Here is a 23,535-nt window from a genome sequence, read left to right on the forward strand (position 1 = left end):
TAAAAAAAGAATAGACTTTAGATTTCACTGCAAATTTTAACTTAATTTGCAGGAAAAACTAAATTATGTCTGGACATAACACCGCAGAATTCCATAAAAGGATCACTCTTGCCGGCTCACTGATTGCAATAGGGATTGTTTTCGGTGATATCGGTACCTCACCACTGTATACACTCAATGCTGTCTTTCATCATCGGGTGATTACAGAAGCGATAGCGCTTGGAAGTTTAAGTTGTATCTTTTGGACCCTTGTTTTTCAGACAACGATAAAATATGTCCTTATTACCTTGCAGGCTGACAACAAAGGCGAAGGTGGTATTTTCTCTCTTTATGCTTTAGTCCGACGTTACAGCGGTAAATGGCTTGTTTTCATCGCCATGGCAGGAGGCGCCTTTTTGATGGCCGACGGGATTATTACACCGCCCATGTCGGTTGCTTCTGCCGTCGAAGGTGTGCAGGCTGTTGTTCCCGGTTTTAATACCGTTCCCATTATCGTCGGGATCTTGATCTTACTATTCGTTTTTCAGCAGTTTGGCACTGATAAAATCGGGAAGATATTTGGTCCCTTGATGATTATTTGGTTTGGCTTTATTGCTGTAATAGGCATCCTATCAATTGGAGATAATTGGAATGTCTTTAAAGCGCTAAATCCATATTATGCTTATCAAATGCTGGTCAACGAACCCAAAGGATTTTGGTTGTTGGGCAGTATTTTCCTTTGTACGACTGGTGCCGAGGCACTGTATAGCGACATGGGACACTGTGGGCGGAACAACATCCGCATTACCTGGGTATTTATAAAAATTGCGCTTATACTTTGCTATGCAGGACAGACAACATGGTTACTCAACCATGTCGGCGAAGAAGTGGGCAGTCTCAGTCCTTTTTATCATATTGTTCCGAAGTCTATATTTTGGTTTGCCTTAGGAATTGCAACATTGGCGACCATTATTGCCTCTCAAGCCTTAATCAGTGGGTGTTTTACGTTGATCAATGAAGCAATCAGGCTCAATATATGGCCCAAACATCTCGTACTATTTCCAAGTAATGTAAAAGGCCAATTGTATATCCCTGCAATCAACTGGTTTCTGATGTGCGGCTGCGTTGGGATGGTTTTATATTTTAAGCAAAGTACAAGAATGGAAGCCGCATTTGGTCTAAGCGTCACCCTCACCATGCTGATGAGTACAATTTTGATCAATGCCTATCTGCGTATCAAACGTGTACCATTTATCTTCAATATATTGATCACCTTCATCTTTTTGGCGATAGAACTAAGCTTTTTATCTGCCAATCTGCTTAAAGTTAAAGAAGGAGGCTGGATAACCCTGTTATTGGGCTTTTCGCTCTTTGCCGTGATGTACGTCTGGTGGAGGGGCCGGCAGATCAAATCCAATATTCAGTCCTTTGTCAAACTATCCGAACACCTGCCCTTGCTGACGAAATTGAGTACAGACGAAAAACTTCCAAAGTATGCAACCAATCTCGTGTATTTGACGACTTCAGATTCTGAAAAAAAGATCGAAAAAACAATTATGGATTCGATCCTAAAATTCGGTCTTCCAAAACGTGCTGACATTTATTGGTTTGTACATGTCAATATTTTAGATGAGCCCTATTTACAACGGTATTCAGTCGAAACTGTTATCAGAAACGATGTCTATTATATTCAATTTGATCTGGGATTCCGTGAAGATCCCCGGATTGGCTATTACTTTAAACAGGTCGTCAATGATATGATCGAAAAGAATGAAGTAGATGTCGAAGATTCGCTGGAACAGGCTTATCAACAGAACAAAATTGGGGATTTTAAATTTATGATTATGGACAGTTTTCTTTCCTATGATAACCGAATGCCGTTCTGGAAAAATTTTGTTATGAAGGGATATTACAACTTGCGCTATTTCTCCGTAAAAGACTATATCAATTTTGGACTGGACAGGAGCAATATTGAAACAGAGAAATATCCGTTAGTAATCGTACCATTTGCCGAAAATAAATTAGAGCGAAAAGCCTAACCATCAACAGCAGTTTTAGCAGAAACTACGATACCACTGCTGTAAGGATCACTGTTATTTTTAAATAAATAGGGTTGTTCAAAATTACAATGCCCCCAAAAAGTTAAACAATTTTTGGGGGCAGCTTTTCAAATCAGTACGCTGATTCCGCTAGAAGGGTTATCCCCGTTAAGTTTGCTTCATTATTCTTCAGGAAAGCATAAGTCAGTCTGTCAACCTTGCAATCGGAGAACTCTACTTTTTTAAATTTGCTATTGTATTTAAAAAAGGTATTCAAGATTGTGGCACCCTGAAATTTGACTTTATAAAACCCACAGCCCTCAAAATGACAGTCTTCGATCATACCTTCAAAAATAACATCACTGATCCCCGTATTTTTAAATGAAGTGTGTTTCAACACGGCATTAGTCATTTCATTGCTCTCAAAACAACCAGTATCAAATCTTGCACCGGTAAAGTCTGCATCAGAGAAATTACACTTTCCGATATTGCTTCTCGAAAAATCAGCATCTATAAAGGAGCAACGGTTAAACTGATTCTTTAGCAGATTAGACGATTGTATTTTACTATTGGTGAGGTCTGAAGATGAGAAATCACATAATTCAATATTGTTCTTGCCAAGTATTAATCCCGATAGATCTGAGTTTGTAAACTTGCAATTTTTGATATTGGAAGAGCTGAACTGTTCTTTCAGATTCTTTAAACCCGAGAAATCAGCATTTTCCCAGTTGCCTTTCGACATATCCCAGCTACGGCCGGCTTGGTTTTCAGATTTCGATACCGGTTCAGTTAGATAAGCCTGCTGATCGATAGACTCCCGATACGTATGGTCAATCTGATCTCTATGAAAACTTTCGGAAAAGTAATTGAGGTCTACAGCAAGTATCTCAGCAAGCCTGTTCAATGTCATGATATCTGGCATCGATTCACCCCGCTCCCATTTACCTACCGCTTGTGGACTGATCGAAACCTGCTGGGCAAGTTCGGCCTGTGAAAGATTTGTTTTCTTTCTTGCTTCGGCTATTTTATTGCCGATTGATTTAGAATTTAGCATCATGTCTTTATATTTTTTTGATACTACAAAGTTATTTTGCAAGCCAGTATAGCAGCGAATAAACGACGCTACCATTAGTTGTATCTACACTACTTATTGTTGTATTTAACAATCCATGGTTGTATTCCTCTCTTTTAATAAAATATAGGTATTATTTTTCTGATAGTACTACGCACAGCATAACTTTGAAAGTTTAGATAATCCGTCTGCGTTTGAACCATAAATAGATGATTATCGAAATAACTGCCATTACCCCGAGCGTGATAAAATAGCCAAAGCGCCACTTCAATTCGGGCATATTTTCAAAGTTCATCCCATAAATTCCTGCTAAAAATGTCAATGGTAAAAAGAATGCTGAAAAAATAGTCAGCAATTTCATGACATCATTGCTTTTTTGGGCATTGACCGAATGGTAAGTAGTCAATAAATTGTTGGCATTTTCGATGACTTCATCATAACTGAGTATCAGATTCAATAATTTGTCTTTTATATCCTGCAAAGCAGTCTTATTATTCTCCGCCACTTCAATTTGGTGGGTCACGTTCTGAAAAATCTGTAAAAGTTTCTTTGTGATCCGGGTCTGTGCTTTCAGGAAATATAGATCTTTTAACGACACCCGCGCATAATCTTTGAGAAATATTGTTTGTTCTATTTCGATGATTTTTTCGTCTAGTGTATCTAATGGCGTTTGGTAAGTTTCAACCATTTTATAAATCAAATAGACCAGTAGTTCTTCTGAGGTTTCATATTTTTGCTTTACGGAGTCTAAGAAAGCAAATTGGCTACGGTGTATTGTAATAAGCTTGTGTCCATTGTAGAAAAAGGCTATTTTATTTGATAATTCATTGATTGTCGTGGCCCCCTTGTCAATGGTGGATGTAAATGCCCTCAATATCAAAAAATTATAATTGGGTTGACTTTCAAACTTGGGCAGATGCCCCGGTTCCAGGCTATCCTTTATCTGAAAATAGTCTAATTGATATTCTTCAGCAATTTTGTTCAGGCTTTCTTTGTCCGGTTGACAGATATCAATCCAAACGAAGTTATCAAATTGGGTTCTATGTTGGTCAATAGTTTTCATCGAATTTTTATTTTCTTCTACTTTAAAAGCTGATTTTAGATGCGCATCTATCCTTTCAGCTAAATGGATGTTTATCCTTACATGCCCCTTCGAAATTAATAATATTTCAATGGATTAGTTTACTCGGCCAAGAAAATTTTTGAGATGATGAAACATCCTGTTCATCAACCACGCCTTCCCTTACATAGACTTATACACCGGCTCATTTATAAAAAAAGCCTCCTCCTTTTGTCTGCAAAAGGAAGGAGGTTCTTATGGTGTAAGTGGATTGGGAGCAGCGAGATTTTATAAATCCACTCAATCAGAATAAAGTATTATCAATGGATGGTCGAATTACTATAAGATCCTCGGGTCTTTTCTATAATTAAATTTTGTACTGCACTGGGGTCAAAAAGCATGGCTGTGCAGTAACAGTTTTTGAATTCCTTTTTCTCCAGATCCGGGTAGTTGATACAGTTCTGGCATTTGTTCCAAAAGGAACGGTCCCGGGTAATCTCCGAGAAGCTGACCGGATATAATCCCAGTTTTGAATTGATTTTCATGGTAGCCAACGAAGTCGTAATGCCAAATATTTTTGCCTTGGGATATTTTAGTTTCGAAAGTTCGAAGATCTGTCTTTTCATAAGTGTTGCGATACCCCTACGTCGCCAGGATGGCGAAACGATAAGGCCACAATGCGAAATAAATTCCTCCTCGGCATAGGCTTCCAGGTAAATGTAGCCAACCCATTCTCCCGTTTGAGTCAATGCGATAACCGCATTACCATCAAGGATCTTATTGCAGATCGACTGCGGGGTCCGTGTCCCTATTCCCGTGCCCCGTGCTTTCGCTGATGAAGCCGTTTCCGCTGAAATCTCCATCGCATATTTTAAATCTGCTGCTGTCGCTGTTCGTACGATTATACGATCTGTTTCCATAACATTTTGCTTATTTGTCAAAACTTGTCTCCCATGCATCAGGAAGTCCTTCCAATAGTTCTATATACCCGGCCAATCCATTTTTTATCTCCGCTAGAAATATAAATTCATTGGCAGTATGCGATCTGGCGGAGTCTCCCGGGCCAAGTTTTAGGGAGGGCACATTCAACCAGCCTCGGTCTGAACATGTCGGAGAGACATAACTTTGCCAACCAAGATTCTTGCCTGCAAGAATAAGCGGATGCTGTTGACTGATGGACGACGCACGCATAGGGTTTCCGACCAATTCAATGGCTGCATGTACTTTCTCCTTTAGGATGGCTATAATTTCCTCAGGACTGTAATTGGGGGTTATACGTACATCAACGGTAAATCTGCATTCATCTGGTACAACATTAGACTGAATTCCGGCATGTATTTCTGTTACTGTTAGCTTGATAACATCATCAAATGTTTCATCGAATCTGAACTGACAAGACTGCATATTATCAATCGCAGACATAGCCATCAATATCGCATTACAACCCTCATTACGAGCAGCATGCGCAGCCTTACCTTGACAGATAAATTCCAGGGTCATATTTCCTTTCTCAGCGATGGCCATCTGCATTGTGGTAGGTTCGCCAACAATAGCGACCGAAATCTTTTCAAGTTGGGGAAGAACCATTGCGAGCCCTCCTTTTCCTGAAATCTCTTCTTCTGCCGTGATCGCAAGACAGAGGTTAAAAGGAATATCATACCGTGGATAGAAATAAAGAAATGCACCGATCAAAGCGACCAGACAACCACCGGCATCATTTGATCCCAGTCCGAACAGCTTATCGTCCGCGACTTTCGGTTCAAATGGATTCCGGCTATAACCCTGATTGGGTCTAACAGTGTCGTGATGGGAATTCAGTAAAATAGTTGGTTTGGATTTGTCGTAATGCAGATTATAGAGCCAAAGGTTATTTCCGACCCGATTGAAATCAAGACCATGCCTGGAGAAAAAAGAAGATAGTACGCGCGCTGTACCTTCTTCTTCCTTACTGAACGACGGTGTCTTGATTAGCTCTTTTAATAAACCCACGCACTCCGTATGGAGGATCTCAATTCGGTCAACAACCCAGGTATCGAGACTTGATTCACAAAAATTTTTCATATAAAAATTCATTTTTCAAATTGTTCATTTTGTATCCTTTTCAATAAGCATCAGTTGACCCCCTATCAACTATTTTTATTTTAGGCTGATGCCAAAAGTATTCCACAACATACAAAAGAACCATATAACACTGAATACAAACTATATAACACAATCAAAACAACAAACTTAAACAAGCAAAGTCTTTCATTTTGATAGCGAAAATTTCCATTATGAGAAGGAAATAAACAAGTAGAACCACCAATGAACAGCCTAAATCTTTTATGAACTTATATACGTGAATAATTACCCACAAAAAAAACGATTCTTAGATAATGGCTTTCGAATATGAAAAAGTGGTTAGTTTTGACAAGAAAAATCTATTGGCAGAATAAGTAATGGCGACTACTGCTGAAAATCGGCCATATACACGATTTTACCTAAGAATAGAATTCTTCATCAACAGACGTAGACTGATCTTATCCTTCAAAAGATTAACAATGCGCTGTGACAACCAAAAACAACACGCATACACAATACAAAATCCCAGCTCCGAATTTTTCAACATAAATTTGTTACAATCCACATTGTTTACTATAATTGCCAGACGGATAACCATGCAAAGTGTGCTATATAATGATGAACAAGAGCTGCTAATCAAGCTGCAGCAAGGCAGTTCCACCGCTTTTCAGGAACTCTATAACAAGTATTATGGATTACTCTATCTGCATGCTTCCCAAAAATTACAGGATCGCGAAGCCGCAAAAGATATTGTCCATGATCTTTTTTCCAATATCTGGCAAAGAAAAACAACGCTGATCATTCAAGGAAAAATATCCTCCTATCTCTATACGGCTATTCGGCACCGCATCATTGACTATCTTGCCAAAGAACAGTCCAAGACAAATTATTTGGACTCACTTTCGATGTATCTGGACAATAAGGTATCGGAAACCGATCATCTCCTGCGCGAACGGCTCCTACAGGAACATATTGAAAAAGTACTCAAAAAGCTTTCGCCCAGAGTACGGGAAATATTTGAATTGAGCCGCAAGCAGTACCTCAGTCATAAGGAGATTGCCGAAAAACTAAATTTATCCGAACATAGTGTCCGCAGCTATATCAAAGAGGCCCTGCGCCTGCTGCGGGCCAAACTTGGTGGTCTACTCTGGACATTATTGGTTCTATATTGCAAAATATTTTAAATTCTCCCCCCCTATCCCCGACTTTCATCCGTCCTATATACGTAACCATACAAACGTATCATGACAAACCAAAATCTGTTTGAAGCGCGGCACTTATTGGAAAAATATCTTTCAGGGCAATGTGATGAAAATGAAAAATCAAAAGTAGAGGAATGGTATCTCACCTTCAATCAAGAGGGCTTTGATCAGACAGATGACGAAATTATTTCAGATTTTGTTGAACTACAGAAAAGACTAAAGCAAATCCCCGATGTTACCAAGCCAAAGCGCAAACGCTATATTGCTGCCGCGGCGGCTGTTCTATTCTTGCTACTGACTACAGGTCTGTTATGGCAACAAATATCAAAAGATAAACGAGTAGCGTCACAAACAGCCATCACCCATGATATTCTACCTGGCACCGACCGCGCCAAGCTGTCTATAGATGGCCAAGCTCCCATCGAGCTCGACGGTCAGAAAGAGGGACTGATTTCAAGAGGCCTCGCTTTGCGCTATGGCGATGGAACAGCCATTACCGAGGCCAATAAAGTACAGCTAGTGACCCTATCAACCCCCATCGCCGGGCAGTTTCAGGTCACCCTGCCAGACGGTACCAAAGCCTGGCTCAACGCTTTGTCTTCTATACGCTATTCTACGGGCTTTGATGGACCTGAGCGCAGCGTCCATATCACCGGCGAAGTGTATCTGGAAGTTTCGAAAAATCGGGCGAAGCCATTTATCATCCATACCGAACAGCAACGTATCGAAGTTTTAGGCACCAGCTTCAATGTCAACGCCTACCAAGACGATGACCAGACACTGACGACGCTCGTATCGGGCAGCCTTCAGGTTACCGACGTAAAATCAGCTGCACAAGTTACCTTAAAGCCAGGGCAGCAGGCTGTCGTTGGTAAGGAAAAAAATATCCAAGTAAACACGATCAATGTCGAGGACAGCTATGCCTGGAAAAATGGGCTGTACATATTAAACGAAGAACCACTAAGTCAATATGCCCGAAAAATTGAACGTTGGTACGATGTAGAAGTTGATATGGGTCCCTACGGAAATACACGACTATCCGCTATTATACCGCGAGATGCCAAATTATCGGAAGTACTGCAAGCTATTGAACTCAAGTCCAATGTAAGATTTAATATCGAAGGAAGGAGGGTGACTGCTATGCGATAAATAGACTATTTTGATATCTGGATTCATTATCTGGCGGTAATACAGCGCAGCCAGCTATCAAATCCAGCCAACATGACCATCATTATAAACCAACAGTACAGACCTTATTTTATGATATATCGTCCCCAGTAAATAGATATCCCATAAGGATGTATTGCATATGAACTTAAAATATGAATAACCAATATCTAAGGTATGCTTTAAAATACCTGAAACCTTCTCATTGCTATTTGTCGATGAAACTGACCATTGTGCTATTTTTTGCCTCTATCATGGTTTCTTTGGGCAATGCGAGTGCACAGCGTATTACGCTAGACCAAAATCAAACTCAACTAAAACATATCCTGATCGAAATCAGCAAACAGTCTGGATATACCTTTATCTATGACGAAAAGGACCTAAAATCCATCAGACCGATTTCCATTAACGTCAGCAATCGGAGTGTAACTGAGACATTGGACGAGCTGTTATCCGGGCAGCCACTCAGTTATCAGATCAAAGGCCGTTCTATTGCTATTTCAAGACGGCGAATATCAAAAACAATGGCCAAGAATACGGAGGAAAGCATCGTTCAAAAACGGACGATCACTGGCCGTGTGACCGATGAAAATGAAGAACCGCTGGTCGGCGTCACTGTCCTTGTCAAAGGAAGCATTGTAAGAACAAGTACCGGCTCACAGGGACAATTTTCTATCGATGTCCCTGATGAAAACAGCATACTGATCTTCAGTTCTGTCGGCTTCACTTCGTTGGAAATCCCCACACAGGGCAAAAATCAGATCAACGTGGTATTAGCAGTAGCCAACAGCAATCTGGAAGAAATTGTTGTCGTGGGTTATGCTACACAAAAGAAAGTAAATCTGTCTGGCTCTGTTGCCAGCGTTTCGGGCAAAACCATCACCGAACGCCCAGCACCAAATATTCAAAATCTATTGCAAGGCCGCATCGCCGGACTTGATGTCGTGCAGCCTACCGGTGAACCAGGTCGCGATAACGGCACCATGCGCATAAGAGGCTTGGGTTCGAGCGGAGCTTCCTCCAATCCGCTTGTTTTGGTTGACGGTGTCATCGGTTCGATCTCCAACCTCTCACCACAGGATATCGAGAATATCACCGTACTCAAGGATGCCGCTTCAGCATCTATTTATGGTGCACGAGCAGCCAATGGGGTCATTTTAGTGACTACCAAAAAAGGAAAAGCAGGCACAAGCAATATTGAATACAGCGGCAACTGGGGAACCAGTGAAGCCACCAAATACCCCGAACTTATTACAAATTCGGTCACCTATATGGAAATGTACAATGCTGCACGGGCACGCAGCGGGCAACCCGCGGTCTATACACAGGCACAGATCGACAGCTACAAAAACAATCCCAATAACGAAGCCTATCCCAACTTTGACTGGCTCGACTATATATTAGGCAAGGGGCCAATCCAGAACCATAACCTGAGTTTCTCCGGCGGTAGCGAGAAAAGCACACATAACGTGTCGCTCAATTACTTAGATCAGAATAGCATCACCAAAGGCTATGAATATAAAAGGTACAATGGCTTGTTTGATTATGGCACACAGGTGCATAAACGAGTTAAAATAGGTACCAATGTCAACTTTTCTTTTCAGGACCTCAGGGCTCCCTGGATGACCAATGATAACCTGCTCCTGCTAGCCTATGCTGCGGCACCTACCTTCAAGCCCTGGCTACCCGATGGCAGCGGGCGATCGGCGGGCCGCGACTACATGAGTACAGGCGGCACCAACCGTACGCCGGAAGAGGTTTACAATACGGGGTCACAGCTCACCAAAAACTATAATGTCAATGCCCAAGCCTATATGGATGTGGATATTATCTCCGGTTTGAAGTGGTCCACAAAAGCAGCCTTCACGTTCTTCAACCAAGATTACAGACAGCGCCAGTTTGGAAGTCCAGCCTTTGCTTACCATCCCAATGAAAATGGTGAATATCAGCAATCTGGAAATGGGAATCCAAGTTTTGTCGGTCTGCAACAGAGCTCCGGGCGCAACCTGACCAAGACCTTTTATTCCACGCTTCAATATATAAAAACCTTGGCCAACGATCATAATATTAGCGTATTGGGCGGGTATGAGCAACAGGATAACAGGAGTACCAGCATTGGTGGCGGGCGCTATGATTTTCCAAACAATACGATTATGGAACTGGACGGAAGTTCACCTAAAGACCAGAACCTCAATGGAAGTTCGTTTGAATGGGGCCTCCGATCATTATTCGGAAGAGCCAACTATGACTATAAAGGAAAATATTTTGCCGAAGCAAATATCCGTTATGATGGTACCTCACGCGTCGACCCACAATACCGATGGGGTACCTTTGGTGGCGGATCCGCTGCTTGGCGTATCTCAGAAGAGGATTTTATCAAAAATAAACTTTCCTGGATCGATAATCTGAAGCTCCGAGCATCATATGGTGCCTTGGGTAATCAGGAAATTACTCGAGGAGGAAACCTGGATTATTACCCCTATCAGGATATTCTCAGTACGACAACATATCCGTTTACTGGGCTTGAATCGGGCGCGATGAAAACACGCTTGGTGGAGAAAAACCTACGGTGGGAGAAAACTGCAATCACCGACTTTGGGCTGGATGTGGATATCTACAAAGGTCTCTTTGGTGCTACAATAGACTGGTACTATAAAAATACGACCGATATATTGGAGGAGCGCACCGACGTCCCCGCAAGTCTGGGCTTAACACCGCCTATTGTTAACGCGGGAGCCATGGTCAATAAAGGGATAGAAATCGAATTGCGCCACCAGAATCAAATCGGCGAATTTACCTATGGCGCCAACTTTATTTTCAATCGTTACCGCAATAAAGTAACCAAGCGATTAGCAGAAACAATAGGGACGATTGAAGTAGGTCAGCCTTATAACAATTTTTTTCTGTATGATTGGATCGGCATTTTCCAGAGTCAGGCCGAGATTGACAATTCACCGAAGCAACCCAATTCGGGGACGCTCAAACCGGGCGACCTCAAAATGCGGGATGTGGACGGCAACGGCACCATCGGACCTGAGGACCGTATCCGAATCAGCCGCTTTCCAGATTACTCCTATTCTTTCAATCTTTATGCTGGTTGGAAAGGATTTAATTTCAGCGCATTCTTCCAGGGGGTACAAGGCCAAAAGGTACAGGTAAGTCAATGGGGCTATGAGCCTTTTATGCAAGGATCAGCTCCGCCGACCAAATTTTTGGATGCATGGACACCAACCAACCCAAGCAATACTGTTCCGGCGGTCTATCTGACCGGATATGCAGGTGTCGCCGGTTATCCGTCCACCTATTTTCTTCAGGATGCATCGTACCTGCGCCTAAAAAATCTGTACCTGTCCTATACCTTTCCTACCGCAATCACCAATCGTATTGCAGCCAAGGGAATTACCGTATACATATCAGGCGATAATCTGATCACCTGGACCAAGTATGAGGGCAACGACCCTGAAAGATCAGGATCAGGACGATTTGCACAGTTTCCGCAGATCAAAATGTATACAGCTGGTGTAAAGATCAGATATTGATCTAACCCCTTTTGACAATAAAAAACGGATGTTAATAGATGATAACAACGATGAAAATAAAACAAATTGGCTTCATGGCGATCGCAACGATCGGTATGCTGAGCTCCTGCAGTAGCGATCTGCTTGATAAAAATCCTACTACTGCTATATCTGGTGAAACATTCTGGATGACTGATGCCGATGCACGCATGGCACTGACCGGAGTATATAGACGACTACAGGCCGGTTTTTATGGGCAGGGCAAATTATGGCTGGACACCTACTCCGACAATGCCTTGGATCGGCATTCGTATTATGGTTTCGGTGACCTTACCCAAGGCATTGTCAATTCGACCAATGTCAGCGACGCATTCTACAACACTCCGTATGCCGGTATTTCGGGTTGCAACTTTTTTCTGGACAATATCGACAAGGCCCCGAGCACCGAAGCACAGAAAGTTGTATACAAAGCGGAAGCACGATTTATCCGGGCTCTTTTCTATTTTGATCTCGTACAGGCCTTTGGTGCTGTGGTACTTTATAAAACTGAACCGAAAACCGTGGACGAGGGCAAAATCGCCAAAAGCTCAAAAGAAGAAGTCCTGGCATTCATTCACAGTGAGCTGGACGATGTGATCAGCGACTTACCGGATGCAGCTTATGCAGGGCATGCCGTCAGAGGGAGCGCACAGGCACTCAAGACGCGCGTATATCTTTTTCAGCAAAACTGGTCAGAAGCCGCTAAGTTGGCTGACCAGATTATGAAAGGTGGCAAATTTCAGATCTATCAAGGCGGCTATCAAAATCTTTTTCTGACGGCTACGCAGCAAAATAATCCCGAGATCATGTTCTCCACCAAATACCTAGCCCCTAACAACCCGCAGGGAGGTGAAGGCGTCTTGGTCGAAATCGGTTGGTACGGCGCTATTGCACCTTACCAGAACCTGGTCGATGCCTATGAAATGAAAAATGGAAAACGTATCGAGGAACCGGGATCGGGTTACGTCGCAACCGATCCGTACAGCAATCGAGACCCACGTCTTACGCTAACGATCAAGGTGCCTACCGAAAAATATATCAATCCGGATGGATCAGTATTTGAAGAATCAGATCCCTTGCTGACCGGCTATTCACAAAAAAAATATGTGAATTTAGCCATGCTGCCATTCAACCGGACAAAGACACCGATGACCGATCAGAATATTGTCCATATTCGCTACGCGGATGTGCTGCTCATGTATGCCGAAGCAAAAAATGAAGTAAGCGGTCCCGATCAGAGCATTTATGATGCCTTGAATGCAATCCGCGAGCGAAGCGGTGTGAATATGCCTAAGGTCAACACAGCTGTGTATAACACAAAAGAAAAATTACGCGATTTTATTTTGCATGAAAGGCGGATTGAATTGGCCTTGGAAGGACATCGTTACTATGATCTCAAAAGGCGCAATCTGATGCAAAGTACGCTGGCACCACTTAAAAATCCAGGCGGCGCACCATTGCGATTTGGTGAAATCAACAATGTCTTGCCTTTTGCACAATCAGAACTGGACCGAAACCGGCAGCTCGTTCAAAATCAAGGGTATAATTAAGCGTTTCATTTGCTATACTTTTTATGGTTCCAAACCTTGCAGTTTGGAACCATAATTCGTTACAATGGATAATAGCAACATTGCATGCTCTCCAATTGTTTAAACGCTTCTTCAGAACTTTCTCTGCCAAGTATAGCGTTCTTTCAAATCCTTTAATATTTACTATTGGGCTCCAAATACCTCCGCCAGCTTTTTGTCCAGTTCATCATCGGTACCCGCACCACTACCGTAGCGTCCTACAATAATGCCCTCGGGATTGATCAGGATCTTGGTGGGTAAAGTACTGATTCCATAATGATCAGAAATGGATTTAGAACGGTCAAACTCCCCCTTTTCCATTTTAAGACCGCTCAGCACATGATTCCAGATTTCTATTTTATCCTGTTCTACAGCTTTGAGCCAGGCAGCAGGATTTTGATCATCGCTTGCGACGCCGATAATTTCGAAACCCTTATTTTTATATTTACCGTATAAATCTATCAAATGCGGATTACCTTTGCGGCAAGGCACGCACCAGCTGGCCCAAAAATCCAGCAACACATATTTACCTTTGAATACTGCAAGTTCAAGTGGTTTGCCGTTGATATCCGCCGCCTGAAATTCAAATGCTTTGCTGCCGGGCGAACCGCCTTTTAAGCTCGCAATCTTTCTGGCAATCTCTTTGCCATAAGCACTGTTGTATGTCTTCAAACTAAATTAGACACATAAGTCAAATTCCTTGAGGAGTATTTTGCGTTATAAATTTATTAATTTTTGTTGATTGTACAATTTTCTTCTTCGCTGTATTGAATCGGCTTTTATGCGTTTTCTTTTTTGGATGATCTGCTCAGCTCTTCCATAATAAACATCTGCTGGTGTTAGGTTATTTAGCGATTCGTGATAACGTCGGTTGTTATAGTTGTCCACAAACTTCCCCAGAGCTTCGACAAGTTCTTCTGGATGGTAAAAATGGTTTAACTTCACCACGTTTTTCATCGTCCTGTGGTACCGTTCAATTTTCCCCTGCGTTTGCGGATGCATCGGTCTTCCGTGAACCTGTTTCATCTTCAGATCCTCTTTCATGTATGTTTTCAGCTCGTTTGAGACATAACAAGGTCCGTTGTCAGAAAGCAACTTCGGTTTGGCTTTAGATTTTAATTTTGCTTTCTCGATGGCGGTATTTACCGTTCTTTTCACATCTTCTGCATTCATGGAATCGCATAGCTCCCAATGGATAATGTAGCGGCTGTAATCGTCCAGAACCGTGCTCAGATAGTACCATCCCCAACCGACAATTTTAAAATAGGTAAAGTCGGTCTGCCACATTTGGTGCACAAAGCTGGTTTTATCCTTGAACTCATTTGCTGCTGAGATAAGGAAATGATTCGGTGCCGGGATCAGGTCCCGTTGTTTCAATATTCTATAAACACTGGATTCTGATATGAACACACCTTGTTCATCGGTGATTTTGTGGGCCAGTTCCCGGGAGGATAATTCCGTGTGGTCCAAAGCAACTTCAACAACCAGATCTTTTTGTTCTTCCGGAATGCTGTTCCATTGTCTTCTAGATACTCTTTGGCCTTGTTTCAGGCCGTCATAACCGTTCTGAAGATACTTCTGATACCATTTGTAGAATGTACTTCTATGGATGCCGAAGCTTTCGAGTGTCCGCTTCACACCGATCTCACTAGTGGTGGCGGTTTGTATGATCTCGTATTTTTCTGTCGCTGATAATCTCATATATTTTCGGTATTTATGGATCAGTCCAGCATGTCCAAACTTTTTTTAACGATATCGTAACATAATACCAAGTCGGCTACCATCTCTTTCAAACGAGCATTCTCTTTCTTCAGTTCGGTGACTTCATCACTTGTTGCTTCCCTGGTAACATCGCCGTTCAAACGCTTCTTACCTGCTTCCATAAACTCTTTGTTCCAAGCGTAGAACTGGGACTGGGCAATACTGTGCTTTCTGCAGAGTTCTGCCACAGACGTCTCGGCTCTAAGACCCTCCATAACGATCAAAATCTTCTGCTCGGCTGTAAAGATCCTTCGCGTATTTTTACGAATGTCTTTTACAAATGATTCCGTACTCTTTTTCTTTGGTGTTCCCATAATTAAATCTATTTTTTTTTGATGAAAACACTCCTTAAGTTTTTAAAATAACGTGTCCACTTTTTGCTGACGATTTACAGTCCCTTCTATTAATAGCCGCCACCAAAATTACCTTCTTTCCAAAGATTCCATACATTATTTAGCGATATGGACACTAGCGCACTTGAATTCTGATCAATCACTTTAAGCGATACTTTCTATCTTGGCGTTACACCAGAATTTTTGAGCCGTATAAAAACGAAAGTCTCAGAAAACAGCTTTACCCTTAATATAGGTTAAGGGTATTTCTTATCCTATCTTATAAGTGCCATCGGCTAGTTCATCGCAACTTTGTAATGTCAATAGTGACAAATAACAGTTAACATTTAAAACGATGAATACAAACACAAAAACAAAAGTAGCCATTATCGGCTTAGGTCATATCGGCAGTGCAGTAGCAAGCAATCTTATAAGCGGTAACCATCCTGTAATCTTAGCTTCAAGAGACATTAGCCAAGCAACGAATTTAAAAAACGAATTAGGTAATCTAGCAACAGCTGTAGAAATTTCAGCAGCCATAGCGTCGGCTGACGTCGTGATTCCAGCGATCTATTTCAATGACCTCAAATTATTTCTTAATCAATATGCGGCCGAGTTAAAAGGGAAGATAATTGTGGATGTATCCAACCCGATTGCCCCAGACGGAAATGGTGGATTCAAAAAAATTATAGACAAAGATACATCTGCAGGACAGATCTTACAGGCATTGGTTCCAAAAGATGCAAGCTTTGTTAAAGCCTTCGGAACACTTGGAGCAGCATCATTGAGAGGAGCAGCATTTGCATTACCTCAAAGAAAAACACTGTTCTATGCATCTGATAGCACCATTAGTAACAAACAAATTGAAGAACTTATTATAGACAGTGGTTTTGAACCACTCCATATTGGTGGAATCAATCAGTCTATTCGCATCGAGGTATTTGGAGACTTGCACGAATTTGGTGCCCTCGGAAAAACCGTAACATTAGAAGAAGCTAAAAGTAAATTATAAGCATTTCTAAACATTCAGACTAAATCATATGAAAAAAATAACAGCATGGGCAGCCTTGCTCCTCATTGGAGCAGCTGTTCAGCATACTGCAAATGGTCAAACCAAACAATTAAATAGTTCAAAATCAATAAAATCAACAACAATAAAAAATCAATCAGCACAACAACAAATCGAAAAATCACTAACAATTTATTTTGACGCATTAAATAAATCAAGCGTAGAACAAGCTATTGGCCAATATACGACAGATGGTATTTTTATGCCAACTGGACTTCCTACCGCAACGGGAACGGCCCAACTTAAAATCGCTTATACCAACGTATTTAAAGCCATACAGCTTAATGTCAAATTTGACATTGAAGAAATCAATTTATCCGGTGATATTGCATTTGTTCGCACACAGTCACACGGGACGCAACTGATCCATGCAACAGGACAAAAAACAGAAGAACTTAACCGCGAGTTTTTCTTGTTGAAACGAGAAAACGGAACTTGGAAAATAGCGCGTTATATGTTCAATCAACCCAAATAAATATTGGGTTATATCCTGCCCAAAGCAACTTATTATTTAAATTTTTTAAACAACGACGATGAAAAAATTAATTTTAGCAATAGCACTTTTTACAAGTATTGGCGCATCTGCGCAAACCGAAAAGGTCACATATAAACCTTTAATGCAACAATTTGTCCCAACAGACTTAAGCACTTACAGACCTGTACTTAAGAGCACTTTAGATCGATCTTATAAAATTGATCCGACTGTTGGTTATACAATTCAGGAAACTAAGCCCGGTAGTAAAATATACGTATTGACCGATGGCGTATGGCAGTCAGCAGCGATCGTAACCACTACAGGTGTCGTACTTTTGGATGCGCCAGAGAGCTATGGTATGAACATCGAAAAAATGGTAAAACAGGTTACTGATAAACCAATTACAACACTTATCTATACGCATTCACATAATGATCATATTTCTGGTTCGCGATATCTAAAGAACATTAAAAACTTGGAAATTATTGCAGCAAAACCGGTAGCAAGTTATTTAAAAGAAAAAAATGATCAAAAAAGACTGGTACCTACAAATTCGTTTTCGGGAAAGTTGACATTAAAAAAAGGTGATAAAACAATTGAACTGCAAGAATTGGCTCTTTTTCATTCCAATGAAAGTGACGTAGCGGTTTATCTGCCAAAGGAAAAGTTTCTAATGGTTGTAGACTTGCTCACACCGGGCTATGTACCTTTCAAAAACTTAGACCTGAGCAATAATATGCATGGGTATCTGAAAGCATTTGATAAAGTTCTGGCTTATGATTTCGATGTATTTTTGGCGGGACACCTTACTGCCCTTGGTAATAAGGAGGATGTCGTAGTGGCCAAAGCCTATGCAACGGATCTTTATTCTATCGTAAAAAAATTATACCAGAACACTGATATGATGAAAGTCATGGGTGAAGCCGCAGGTACGATCGGATGGGAGAATAAATTTTTATTGTTCAATGTATACCTTGATAAAATCATTAAAGAGGGGACGGACGAAGTGGTTGCCAAGTGGGGTGACAAATTAGGTGGAGTTGACGTATGGGCGCCTAGCCATGTTTCGACCATGTTGAACTATGTCAAATGGGACGATTAATCCATATTTTTTTTCAATTAAATGTAGACTTACAATGAAAGCAATTATTTTAGATAAAACCGGCGGTCCAGAAGTACTGTCGATCAAAGAAATTCCAGCACCTTCGATCCAGCCCGGAGAAGTAAAAATAAAGGTGAAAGCCTTTGGATTAAATAAAATGGAATCCTATAGACGCCAAGGAAAAGTAACACCTCCAAATGCTACGCAAATATTAGGAATCGAAGCAACGGGCGAAATTATTGAAGATCCAACAGGCAAGTTTCAAGTTGGACAGAAAGTGGTGACGATGATGGGTGGAATGGGGATGGCTCGTCCAGGAAGTTATGCTGAATTTATTACTATTCCTTCCCAACATGTTCTAGCTATCGATAGCGACATCAGTTTTGAGGAACTTGCTGCAATTCCGGAAGCGTTCGGGACCATAGGGTTGGCGCTAGACAAAGCCTTAAATATCAAAGCTGGTGAAAGCATTCTAATAAAGGGTGCCACCAGCGGTGTGGGAACCGCAGCAGTACAATATGCTAAACTAAAGGGGCTGCAGGTAATCGCTACGACAAGGGATATTTCGAAGACAGCGCGATTAAAAGAGCTAGGCGCAGACCACGTGATTGTAGACCAGAACAATATACACGAAGAAGTACTAAAAATACAGCCCAATGGGGTAGACAAGGCTTTGGATGTTATTGGTGGAGACCGTATGTTTGAGACTGTTGCCGCAGTAAAAGCTTTTGGAGAAGTTATCGTTATTGGGCTACTAGGAGGTCCCCCTGTCTTTGAAAATCTCAACATCATGACACAATTAGGAAAGTCAGTTAAAATAGGTTTTACTTCCAGTGGCATGTTAGGCACTCCGGCTGCTCCGCTCGAAGATACGCCAATCCGTATGATTGCCGAACAGGTAGCCTTGGGAAACTTGCAATCGCTGCGCGTCGCAACTTTTTCTTTCGAACAGATCGCAGAAGCCCACCAACTGCTCGATAGCGGTAAGGCCAACGGCAAAATCGTTGTGACACTTTAGAAAAATTGGCATATTTAGGACATCCATTCTCTTTGATTGGCTGTCCTTTTTTTATATTTAACTCAGCTAAATCCTAACGATTATTGCGCTTATCAAATAATCCTTTTCGTTTGGATATCAATTTCGAAGGAAGACTACCATTCCAATTATTATAACCTCATTATCATCTCCGAAACCACTTCATAAAAAATATTACTAAGGCTTATTTATTGCTGATTTTTGCTATTTCTTTTGTACTTTGCAAGTGTAATTATTGTCTTATCATTCAGTCCAATACGATTACTTCCTGACACAGGGGAACATGGAATAAGGTACGCTGAGCATATGATGAAAGAATAATATCTTACTGAAAATTATATAGGCATTATTTGTATGAGCGATAGTCCACTAGAAAATTTGATAGATCATTTTAAACAATATCTTCCCCTTGAAGAAGAAGAAATACTAGCTTTAAAAAGCCGCATAACAGAGCGAAAAATAAAACGCAGACAGTTTTTGCTACAAGAAGGAGATGTATGCAAATATTTCAGCTATGTACAAAGTGGCTGTTTTAAGATGTATAGCGTTGATGAAAAAGGCTTTGAACACAACCTGGCCTTTGCCTCAGAAGATGACTGGATTTCGGATATTGGTAGCCTTCATAAGGAAATTCCCTCCAAGTTATATATCGAAGCTATCGAACCAGCAGTTGTCCTCCAAATTTCAAAGGGTGACCTCTGGTATTTATATACCAACTTTCCAAAATTCGACAGGAATTTTCGGGTCATTATCGAAGACAAATTCATCGCGCTTCAGGAGCGCTTATTGCAGACATTTAGCAGTACAGCTTTAGAAAGGTATGAAAGTTTTATAAAGCAATACCCACAGCTAGCCAATCGATTGCCGAGCACCCAAATTGCTTCCTATCTGGGTGTTACCCCAGAATTTTTGAGCCGTATAAAAAATGAAAGTCTCAGAAAGTAGCGCTACCCTTAAACTAGTTTAAGGGTATTTCTTATCCTATCTTATAAGTGCCATACACCATTTCATCGCAACTTTGTAATGTCAATAGTGACAAACATCAATTAAAATTTAAAACGATGAATACAAAAACAAAAGTAGCCATTATCGGTTTAGGCAATATTGGCGGTGCAATAGCAACAAATCTTGTAAGAGGTAACCACCCTGTAGTAGTTGCTTCCAGAGACCTTAGCCAAGCGAATGATTTTGCAAGCGAACTGGGTAGCCTGGCAACACCCGCAGAGATTTCGACAGCTATCCTATTCGCTGATGTGATTATTCCAGCAATCTATTTCAATGACCTAAAATTATTTCTGACTGAATATGCGACAGAGCTAAAGGGAAAAACCATTGTGGATGTATCCAATCCTATTGCTCCTGATGGTAATGGTGGATTCAAAAAAATTATCGATCAAAATGTATCAGCAGGTCAGGTATTACAGGCATTGGTCCCTAAAGATGCCAGCTTCGTAAAGGCTTTTGGAACACTTGGTGCAGCCTCCCTGCGTGGAGAAGCATTCGCATTACCACAAGAAAAGATGCTTTTTTATGCTTCTGACAGTACCACAAGTACGCCACAGATCGAGGAGCTGATTCGTGCCAGCGGATTCGCACCATTACATATTGGTGGAATCGATCAATCTATCCGCATCGAAGTGTTTGGCGACTTACATCAGTTCGGAGCCTTAGGCAAAACGGTTACATTGGAAGAAGCTAAAAGTAAATTGTAAGTACAATCACTCAGATTCAATCATATGAAAAAAATAACAGCATTAGCAGCCTCGCTTCTTATTGGAGTAGCTGTTCAACAAACTGCAAATGGTCAAACCAAACAATCAAATAGTTCAAAAACAAATAAAACAACAACAATGGAAAATCAATCAGCACAACAACAAATCGAAAAGTCATTAACAATTTATTTTGACGCATTAAATAAATCAAGCGTAGAGCAAGCTGTAGGACAATACACTGCAGACGGCGTATTCATGCCAACCGGATTACCTACAGCATCAGGAACTGCAGAACTTAACATTGCTTACACCAATGTATTTAAAGCGATACAGCTCAATGTTAAATTTGATATTGAAGAAATTACCGTGGCAGATGATATTGCTTTTGTCCGTACACAGTCACATGGTACACAACTGATCCACGCCACAGGACAAAAAACAGAAGAACTTAATCGGGAGTTCTTCTTGTTGAAACGGGAAAACGGGGCATGGAAAATAGCACGCTATATGTTCAATCAACCCAAATAGACTACCTTAATAAGTTTAGATTTTATATCCTCTCCTGTTAGCATAATTTATACAGGAGAGGATATTGAATTTTTAATAGGCTTGATTAAGGTTATTTGCCGATCCTAATTTTGTTGTGCCGTGCAGCTATTTGATGCCGTCAAAACTATCCCAATTTTACCATTAATGATGCTAGATCCCTTGAAACAATATTACTGAACCATTCCTCTTTTAAAATCTTTGAATTAGGAAATGCTTTGTAAAATTGGTCAAAAACAATCTCAGCCTCCATTTTTGCGAGATACCAGCCTATACAATGGTGAATCCCTTTACTAAAGGAAAGATAAGCCCGCAGCGGATCTTCCCCTTTTTTGATATCATAGTTTGCAGACTGCAATAAAGCAATAACAAGATCACCTTTTTTCAATAGTGTACCGTCTAAACGATAATCCTCCTGTAAATACCTCGGGAAAGCACTATTCGCTGGAGATGTACGGAATAATATCTCGTCGACAAGCTGATCCGGGCGAGCTTTATTAATGATCATATACCGAAGCCCCTGACTAATTAAAGATGCTGTAGTGCCTGATCCTGCTATAAATAAGAGCAAACTCATACTGAGCACCTCGTCGTCGGTAAGGCCTGCATGGAGTAACACCGTGATAATATTATTTGTATCGTTTTGCTTTTTATACTTTTCGATGGTATCGCGGATAATCTGATGGAAAATAGTCACATTTTTCAGATGCTCATTTGGTGACGATTTTACTAATTGTAGCGATTGCGCATATAATGGAAAATGGTCATCCCAAGTAAGCCCTAATATTTTTGAAATCACTTTTACTGGAACTAAATAGGACAGTGCCCGCGCGAGATCCAACTCATTACCGCTGGACCAACCTTTTATAATAGATTGTACTTCATTCGTTATAAACCCACTGTAACTTTCTAAAATATTTTGGGTAAAGAACTTCTCTAAGGGTTCTCTCAACCTGAGATGCTGCTGGCCATCTGTTGCCAACAAGTGCAATGGCTTGGGAATCGCCTTCGAAAATGGGTTGTTTTCATAGGACTCAGCACCAGCGTTGGCGCTGACCGTAAACACATGTCCATTGGTCAACACTTCTTCAATATCTTTTCTTCTGGAGACTAACCAAGCCTTTGCTCCATTCGGCATGGTATAGGAGTATATTCCCTCTTCTTTGCGCAATGCTGCGAGTGTTTTGTCAGGATCTGTTGCAAAGCTCAGCGAATCAAAATCCAATTTTAATGTCGTCATATTTATTTTAATAATTTAAAGCCATTTCCGAAATAACCGCAAAACAATGGGCATCGCAAAATAGACCATGCAAGCTGAAATTAGCATACCAGCCAATAGACCCGAAAACAAAGCTGATTTTATACCCATCGCCGTAAAAGCAACATGCACTAATCGGGGAATGATCTGGGTCAGTGGGTAAACAGCAATAAAAGAAACAATAATTTGTTTCCATTTTACGACAGCATTCTTCGGAGATTGAGCAAACCAAAAGTCGCTGTCTTTATGCATCATTTGCTGCCTTTCTTCGGCGATACCGTCCACTTCTTTTAGTAATGTTAGACGCTCCAATGAATTGAGCCATTTTTCTGCATTCGCGATCTTATCAAATCTCAATAGCACAAAAAAATAAGGCTCATTCGTAATCATCGGAAGCTCTATCCTATCCAAAAAACCGTTTGCTCTCCGACTTACTTCATCCATCTTTTTCTTCCATTCTTCAAACTCTCCTTTTGGAGCAAGTAATTTATAACGGACGACAATCGTACTGATCATGTATGGTGATAGAATAAAAAATT

General features: G+C 41.1%; 19 protein-coding genes and 1 pseudogene. 12 read left to right on the plus strand and 8 right to left on the minus strand.

Going from position 1 to position 23,535, the window contains the following annotated elements:
• Window positions 1-65 precede the first annotated feature (65 nt).
• Window positions 66-2,018 (plus strand): KUP/HAK/KT family potassium transporter, encoded by a 1,953-nt coding sequence (locus tag DFQ12_RS09385; protein WP_120258671.1) that lies wholly within the window; start codon window positions 66-68, stop codon window positions 2,016-2,018.
• 133 nt (window positions 2,019-2,151) lie between these two features.
• Here the strand turns inward: DFQ12_RS09385 and DFQ12_RS09390 are convergent, their stop codons facing one another.
• From DFQ12_RS09390 to DFQ12_RS09405, 4 genes are all read right to left on the minus strand, one after another.
• Window positions 2,152-3,075 carry a helix-turn-helix domain-containing protein gene (locus DFQ12_RS09390; RefSeq protein WP_244211704.1) on the minus strand — a complete coding sequence of 308 codons (924 nt, stop codon included), beginning with the start codon at window positions 3,073-3,075 and terminating at the stop codon, window positions 2,152-2,154.
• A gap of 190 nt (window positions 3,076-3,265) precedes the next feature.
• Window positions 3,266-4,153, minus strand: a complete 888-nt coding sequence (locus DFQ12_RS09395) for a CorA family divalent cation transporter (RefSeq protein WP_120258672.1) — start codon at window positions 4,151-4,153, stop codon at window positions 3,266-3,268.
• 317 nt (window positions 4,154-4,470) lie between these two features.
• Window positions 4,471-5,070: a GNAT family N-acetyltransferase gene (locus DFQ12_RS09400; protein WP_120259292.1), complete on the minus strand. Its 600-nt coding sequence runs from the start codon at window positions 5,068-5,070 to the stop codon at window positions 4,471-4,473.
• 10 nt (window positions 5,071-5,080) lie between these two features.
• The gene (locus DFQ12_RS09405) at window positions 5,081-6,211 is read right to left on the minus strand and encodes a M20/M25/M40 family metallo-hydrolase (RefSeq protein WP_120259293.1); all 1,131 of its coding nucleotides are present in this window, start codon (window positions 6,209-6,211) and stop codon (window positions 5,081-5,083) included.
• 596 nt (window positions 6,212-6,807) lie between these two features.
• On the opposite strand from DFQ12_RS09405, the gene DFQ12_RS09410 reads away from it, so the two are divergent.
• From DFQ12_RS09410 to DFQ12_RS09425, 4 genes are all read left to right on the plus strand, one after another.
• Window positions 6,808-7,395, plus strand: a complete 588-nt coding sequence (locus DFQ12_RS09410; RefSeq protein ID WP_167457226.1) for an RNA polymerase sigma-70 factor — start codon at window positions 6,808-6,810, stop codon at window positions 7,393-7,395.
• A gap of 60 nt (window positions 7,396-7,455) precedes the next feature.
• On the plus strand, window positions 7,456-8,562 hold the full coding sequence (locus DFQ12_RS09415) for a FecR family protein (protein WP_120258674.1): 1,107 nt from the start codon (window positions 7,456-7,458) through the stop codon (window positions 8,560-8,562).
• A 173-nt stretch (window positions 8,563-8,735) separates the two neighbouring features.
• Window positions 8,736-12,119, plus strand: coding sequence for a TonB-dependent receptor (locus DFQ12_RS09420; protein ID WP_120258675.1), 3,384 nt, complete (start codon window positions 8,736-8,738; stop codon window positions 12,117-12,119).
• A gap of 50 nt (window positions 12,120-12,169) precedes the next feature.
• On the plus strand, window positions 12,170-13,687 hold the full coding sequence (locus DFQ12_RS09425; RefSeq protein WP_208642488.1) for a RagB/SusD family nutrient uptake outer membrane protein: 1,518 nt from the start codon (window positions 12,170-12,172) through the stop codon (window positions 13,685-13,687).
• A gap of 162 nt (window positions 13,688-13,849) precedes the next feature.
• On the opposite strand, the gene DFQ12_RS09430 is transcribed toward DFQ12_RS09425, so the two are convergent.
• Together DFQ12_RS09430 and DFQ12_RS09435 are read right to left on the minus strand one after the other, a co-directional pair.
• Window positions 13,850-14,377 (minus strand): TlpA family protein disulfide reductase, encoded by a 528-nt coding sequence (locus DFQ12_RS09430; protein WP_120258677.1) that lies wholly within the window; start codon window positions 14,375-14,377, stop codon window positions 13,850-13,852.
• A 45-nt stretch (window positions 14,378-14,422) separates the two neighbouring features.
• A pseudogene (locus DFQ12_RS09435) lies at window positions 14,423-15,780 on the minus strand (IS3 family transposase).
• Window positions 15,781-16,153: 373 nt separating this feature from the next.
• Here DFQ12_RS09435 and DFQ12_RS09440 point away from each other — a divergent pair.
• From DFQ12_RS09440 to DFQ12_RS09470, 7 genes are all read left to right on the plus strand, one after another.
• Window positions 16,154-16,810, plus strand: coding sequence for an NADPH-dependent F420 reductase (locus tag DFQ12_RS09440; protein WP_120258678.1), 657 nt, complete (start codon window positions 16,154-16,156; stop codon window positions 16,808-16,810).
• 28 nt (window positions 16,811-16,838) lie between these two features.
• The gene (locus DFQ12_RS09445; RefSeq protein ID WP_120258679.1) at window positions 16,839-17,342 is read left to right on the plus strand and encodes a YybH family protein; all 504 of its coding nucleotides are present in this window, start codon (window positions 16,839-16,841) and stop codon (window positions 17,340-17,342) included.
• Window positions 17,343-17,400: 58 nt separating this feature from the next.
• Window positions 17,401-18,444: an MBL fold metallo-hydrolase gene (locus DFQ12_RS09450; protein WP_120258680.1), complete on the plus strand. Its 1,044-nt coding sequence runs from the start codon at window positions 17,401-17,403 to the stop codon at window positions 18,442-18,444.
• 34 nt (window positions 18,445-18,478) lie between these two features.
• A complete protein-coding gene (locus DFQ12_RS09455; RefSeq protein ID WP_120258681.1) occupies window positions 18,479-19,462 on the plus strand; it encodes a zinc-binding dehydrogenase in 984 nt (327 codons plus the stop codon).
• 372 nt (window positions 19,463-19,834) lie between these two features.
• Entirely contained in the window at window positions 19,835-20,425 is a 591-nt protein-coding gene (locus tag DFQ12_RS09460; protein ID WP_120258682.1) for a Crp/Fnr family transcriptional regulator, read from the plus strand.
• A 116-nt stretch (window positions 20,426-20,541) separates the two neighbouring features.
• Entirely contained in the window at window positions 20,542-21,192 is a 651-nt protein-coding gene (locus DFQ12_RS09465) for an NADPH-dependent F420 reductase (RefSeq protein WP_120258683.1), read from the plus strand.
• Between the two features lie 24 nt (window positions 21,193-21,216).
• Window positions 21,217-21,720: a YybH family protein gene (locus DFQ12_RS09470; RefSeq protein ID WP_120258684.1), complete on the plus strand. Its 504-nt coding sequence runs from the start codon at window positions 21,217-21,219 to the stop codon at window positions 21,718-21,720.
• A gap of 145 nt (window positions 21,721-21,865) precedes the next feature.
• On the opposite strand, the gene DFQ12_RS09475 is transcribed toward DFQ12_RS09470, so the two are convergent.
• Complete coding sequence (locus DFQ12_RS09475) at window positions 21,866-22,978, minus strand: cytochrome P450 (RefSeq protein ID WP_120258685.1); 1,113 nt, start codon at window positions 22,976-22,978, stop codon at window positions 21,866-21,868.
• A gap of 15 nt (window positions 22,979-22,993) precedes the next feature.
• Window positions 22,994-23,512 carry a putative antibiotic biosynthesis monooxygenase gene (locus tag DFQ12_RS09480; protein WP_120258686.1) on the minus strand — a complete coding sequence of 173 codons (519 nt, stop codon included), beginning with the start codon at window positions 23,510-23,512 and terminating at the stop codon, window positions 22,994-22,996.
• Between the last annotated feature and the right edge of the window lie 23 nt (window positions 23,513-23,535).

This window comes from Sphingobacterium detergens (assembly GCF_003610355.1).
Classification (GTDB): domain Bacteria; phylum Bacteroidota; class Bacteroidia; order Sphingobacteriales; family Sphingobacteriaceae; genus Sphingobacterium; species Sphingobacterium detergens.

What these genes read in the sequence shown, in the direction of transcription:
- DFQ12_RS09460 (WP_120258682.1), top strand. Translation starts at nt 19,835, where the DNA reads ATGAGCGATAGTCCACTAGAAAATTTGATAGATCATTTTAAACAATAT.
- DFQ12_RS09420 (WP_120258675.1), top strand. Translation starts at nt 8,736, where the DNA reads ATGAATAACCAATATCTAAGGTATGCTTTAAAATACCTGAAACCTTCT.
- DFQ12_RS09475 (WP_120258685.1), bottom strand. Translation starts at nt 22,978, where the DNA reads ATGACGACATTAAAATTGGATTTTGATTCGCTGAGCTTTGCAACAGAT.
- DFQ12_RS09450 (WP_120258680.1), top strand. Translation starts at nt 17,401, where the DNA reads ATGAAAAAATTAATTTTAGCAATAGCACTTTTTACAAGTATTGGCGCA.
- DFQ12_RS09395 (WP_120258672.1), bottom strand. Translation starts at nt 4,153, where the DNA reads ATGAAAACTATTGACCAACATAGAACCCAATTTGATAACTTCGTTTGG.
- DFQ12_RS09480 (WP_120258686.1), bottom strand. Translation starts at nt 23,512, where the DNA reads ATGATCAGTACGATTGTCGTCCGTTATAAATTACTTGCTCCAAAAGGA.
- DFQ12_RS09410 (WP_167457226.1), top strand. Translation starts at nt 6,808, where the DNA reads ATGCAAAGTGTGCTATATAATGATGAACAAGAGCTGCTAATCAAGCTG.
- DFQ12_RS09425 (WP_208642488.1), top strand. Translation starts at nt 12,170, where the DNA reads ATGAAAATAAAACAAATTGGCTTCATGGCGATCGCAACGATCGGTATG.
- DFQ12_RS09385 (WP_120258671.1), top strand. Translation starts at nt 66, where the DNA reads ATGTCTGGACATAACACCGCAGAATTCCATAAAAGGATCACTCTTGCC.
- DFQ12_RS09440 (WP_120258678.1), top strand. Translation starts at nt 16,154, where the DNA reads ATGAATACAAACACAAAAACAAAAGTAGCCATTATCGGCTTAGGTCAT.
- DFQ12_RS09415 (WP_120258674.1), top strand. Translation starts at nt 7,456, where the DNA reads ATGACAAACCAAAATCTGTTTGAAGCGCGGCACTTATTGGAAAAATAT.
- DFQ12_RS09465 (WP_120258683.1), top strand. Translation starts at nt 20,542, where the DNA reads ATGAATACAAAAACAAAAGTAGCCATTATCGGTTTAGGCAATATTGGC.
- DFQ12_RS09445 (WP_120258679.1), top strand. Translation starts at nt 16,839, where the DNA reads ATGAAAAAAATAACAGCATGGGCAGCCTTGCTCCTCATTGGAGCAGCT.
- DFQ12_RS09405 (WP_120259293.1), bottom strand. Translation starts at nt 6,211, where the DNA reads ATGAAAAATTTTTGTGAATCAAGTCTCGATACCTGGGTTGTTGACCGA.
- DFQ12_RS09400 (WP_120259292.1), bottom strand. Translation starts at nt 5,070, where the DNA reads ATGGAAACAGATCGTATAATCGTACGAACAGCGACAGCAGCAGATTTA.
- DFQ12_RS09455 (WP_120258681.1), top strand. Translation starts at nt 18,479, where the DNA reads ATGAAAGCAATTATTTTAGATAAAACCGGCGGTCCAGAAGTACTGTCG.
- DFQ12_RS09470 (WP_120258684.1), top strand. Translation starts at nt 21,217, where the DNA reads ATGAAAAAAATAACAGCATTAGCAGCCTCGCTTCTTATTGGAGTAGCT.
- DFQ12_RS09390 (WP_244211704.1), bottom strand. Translation starts at nt 3,075, where the DNA reads ATGATGCTAAATTCTAAATCAATCGGCAATAAAATAGCCGAAGCAAGA.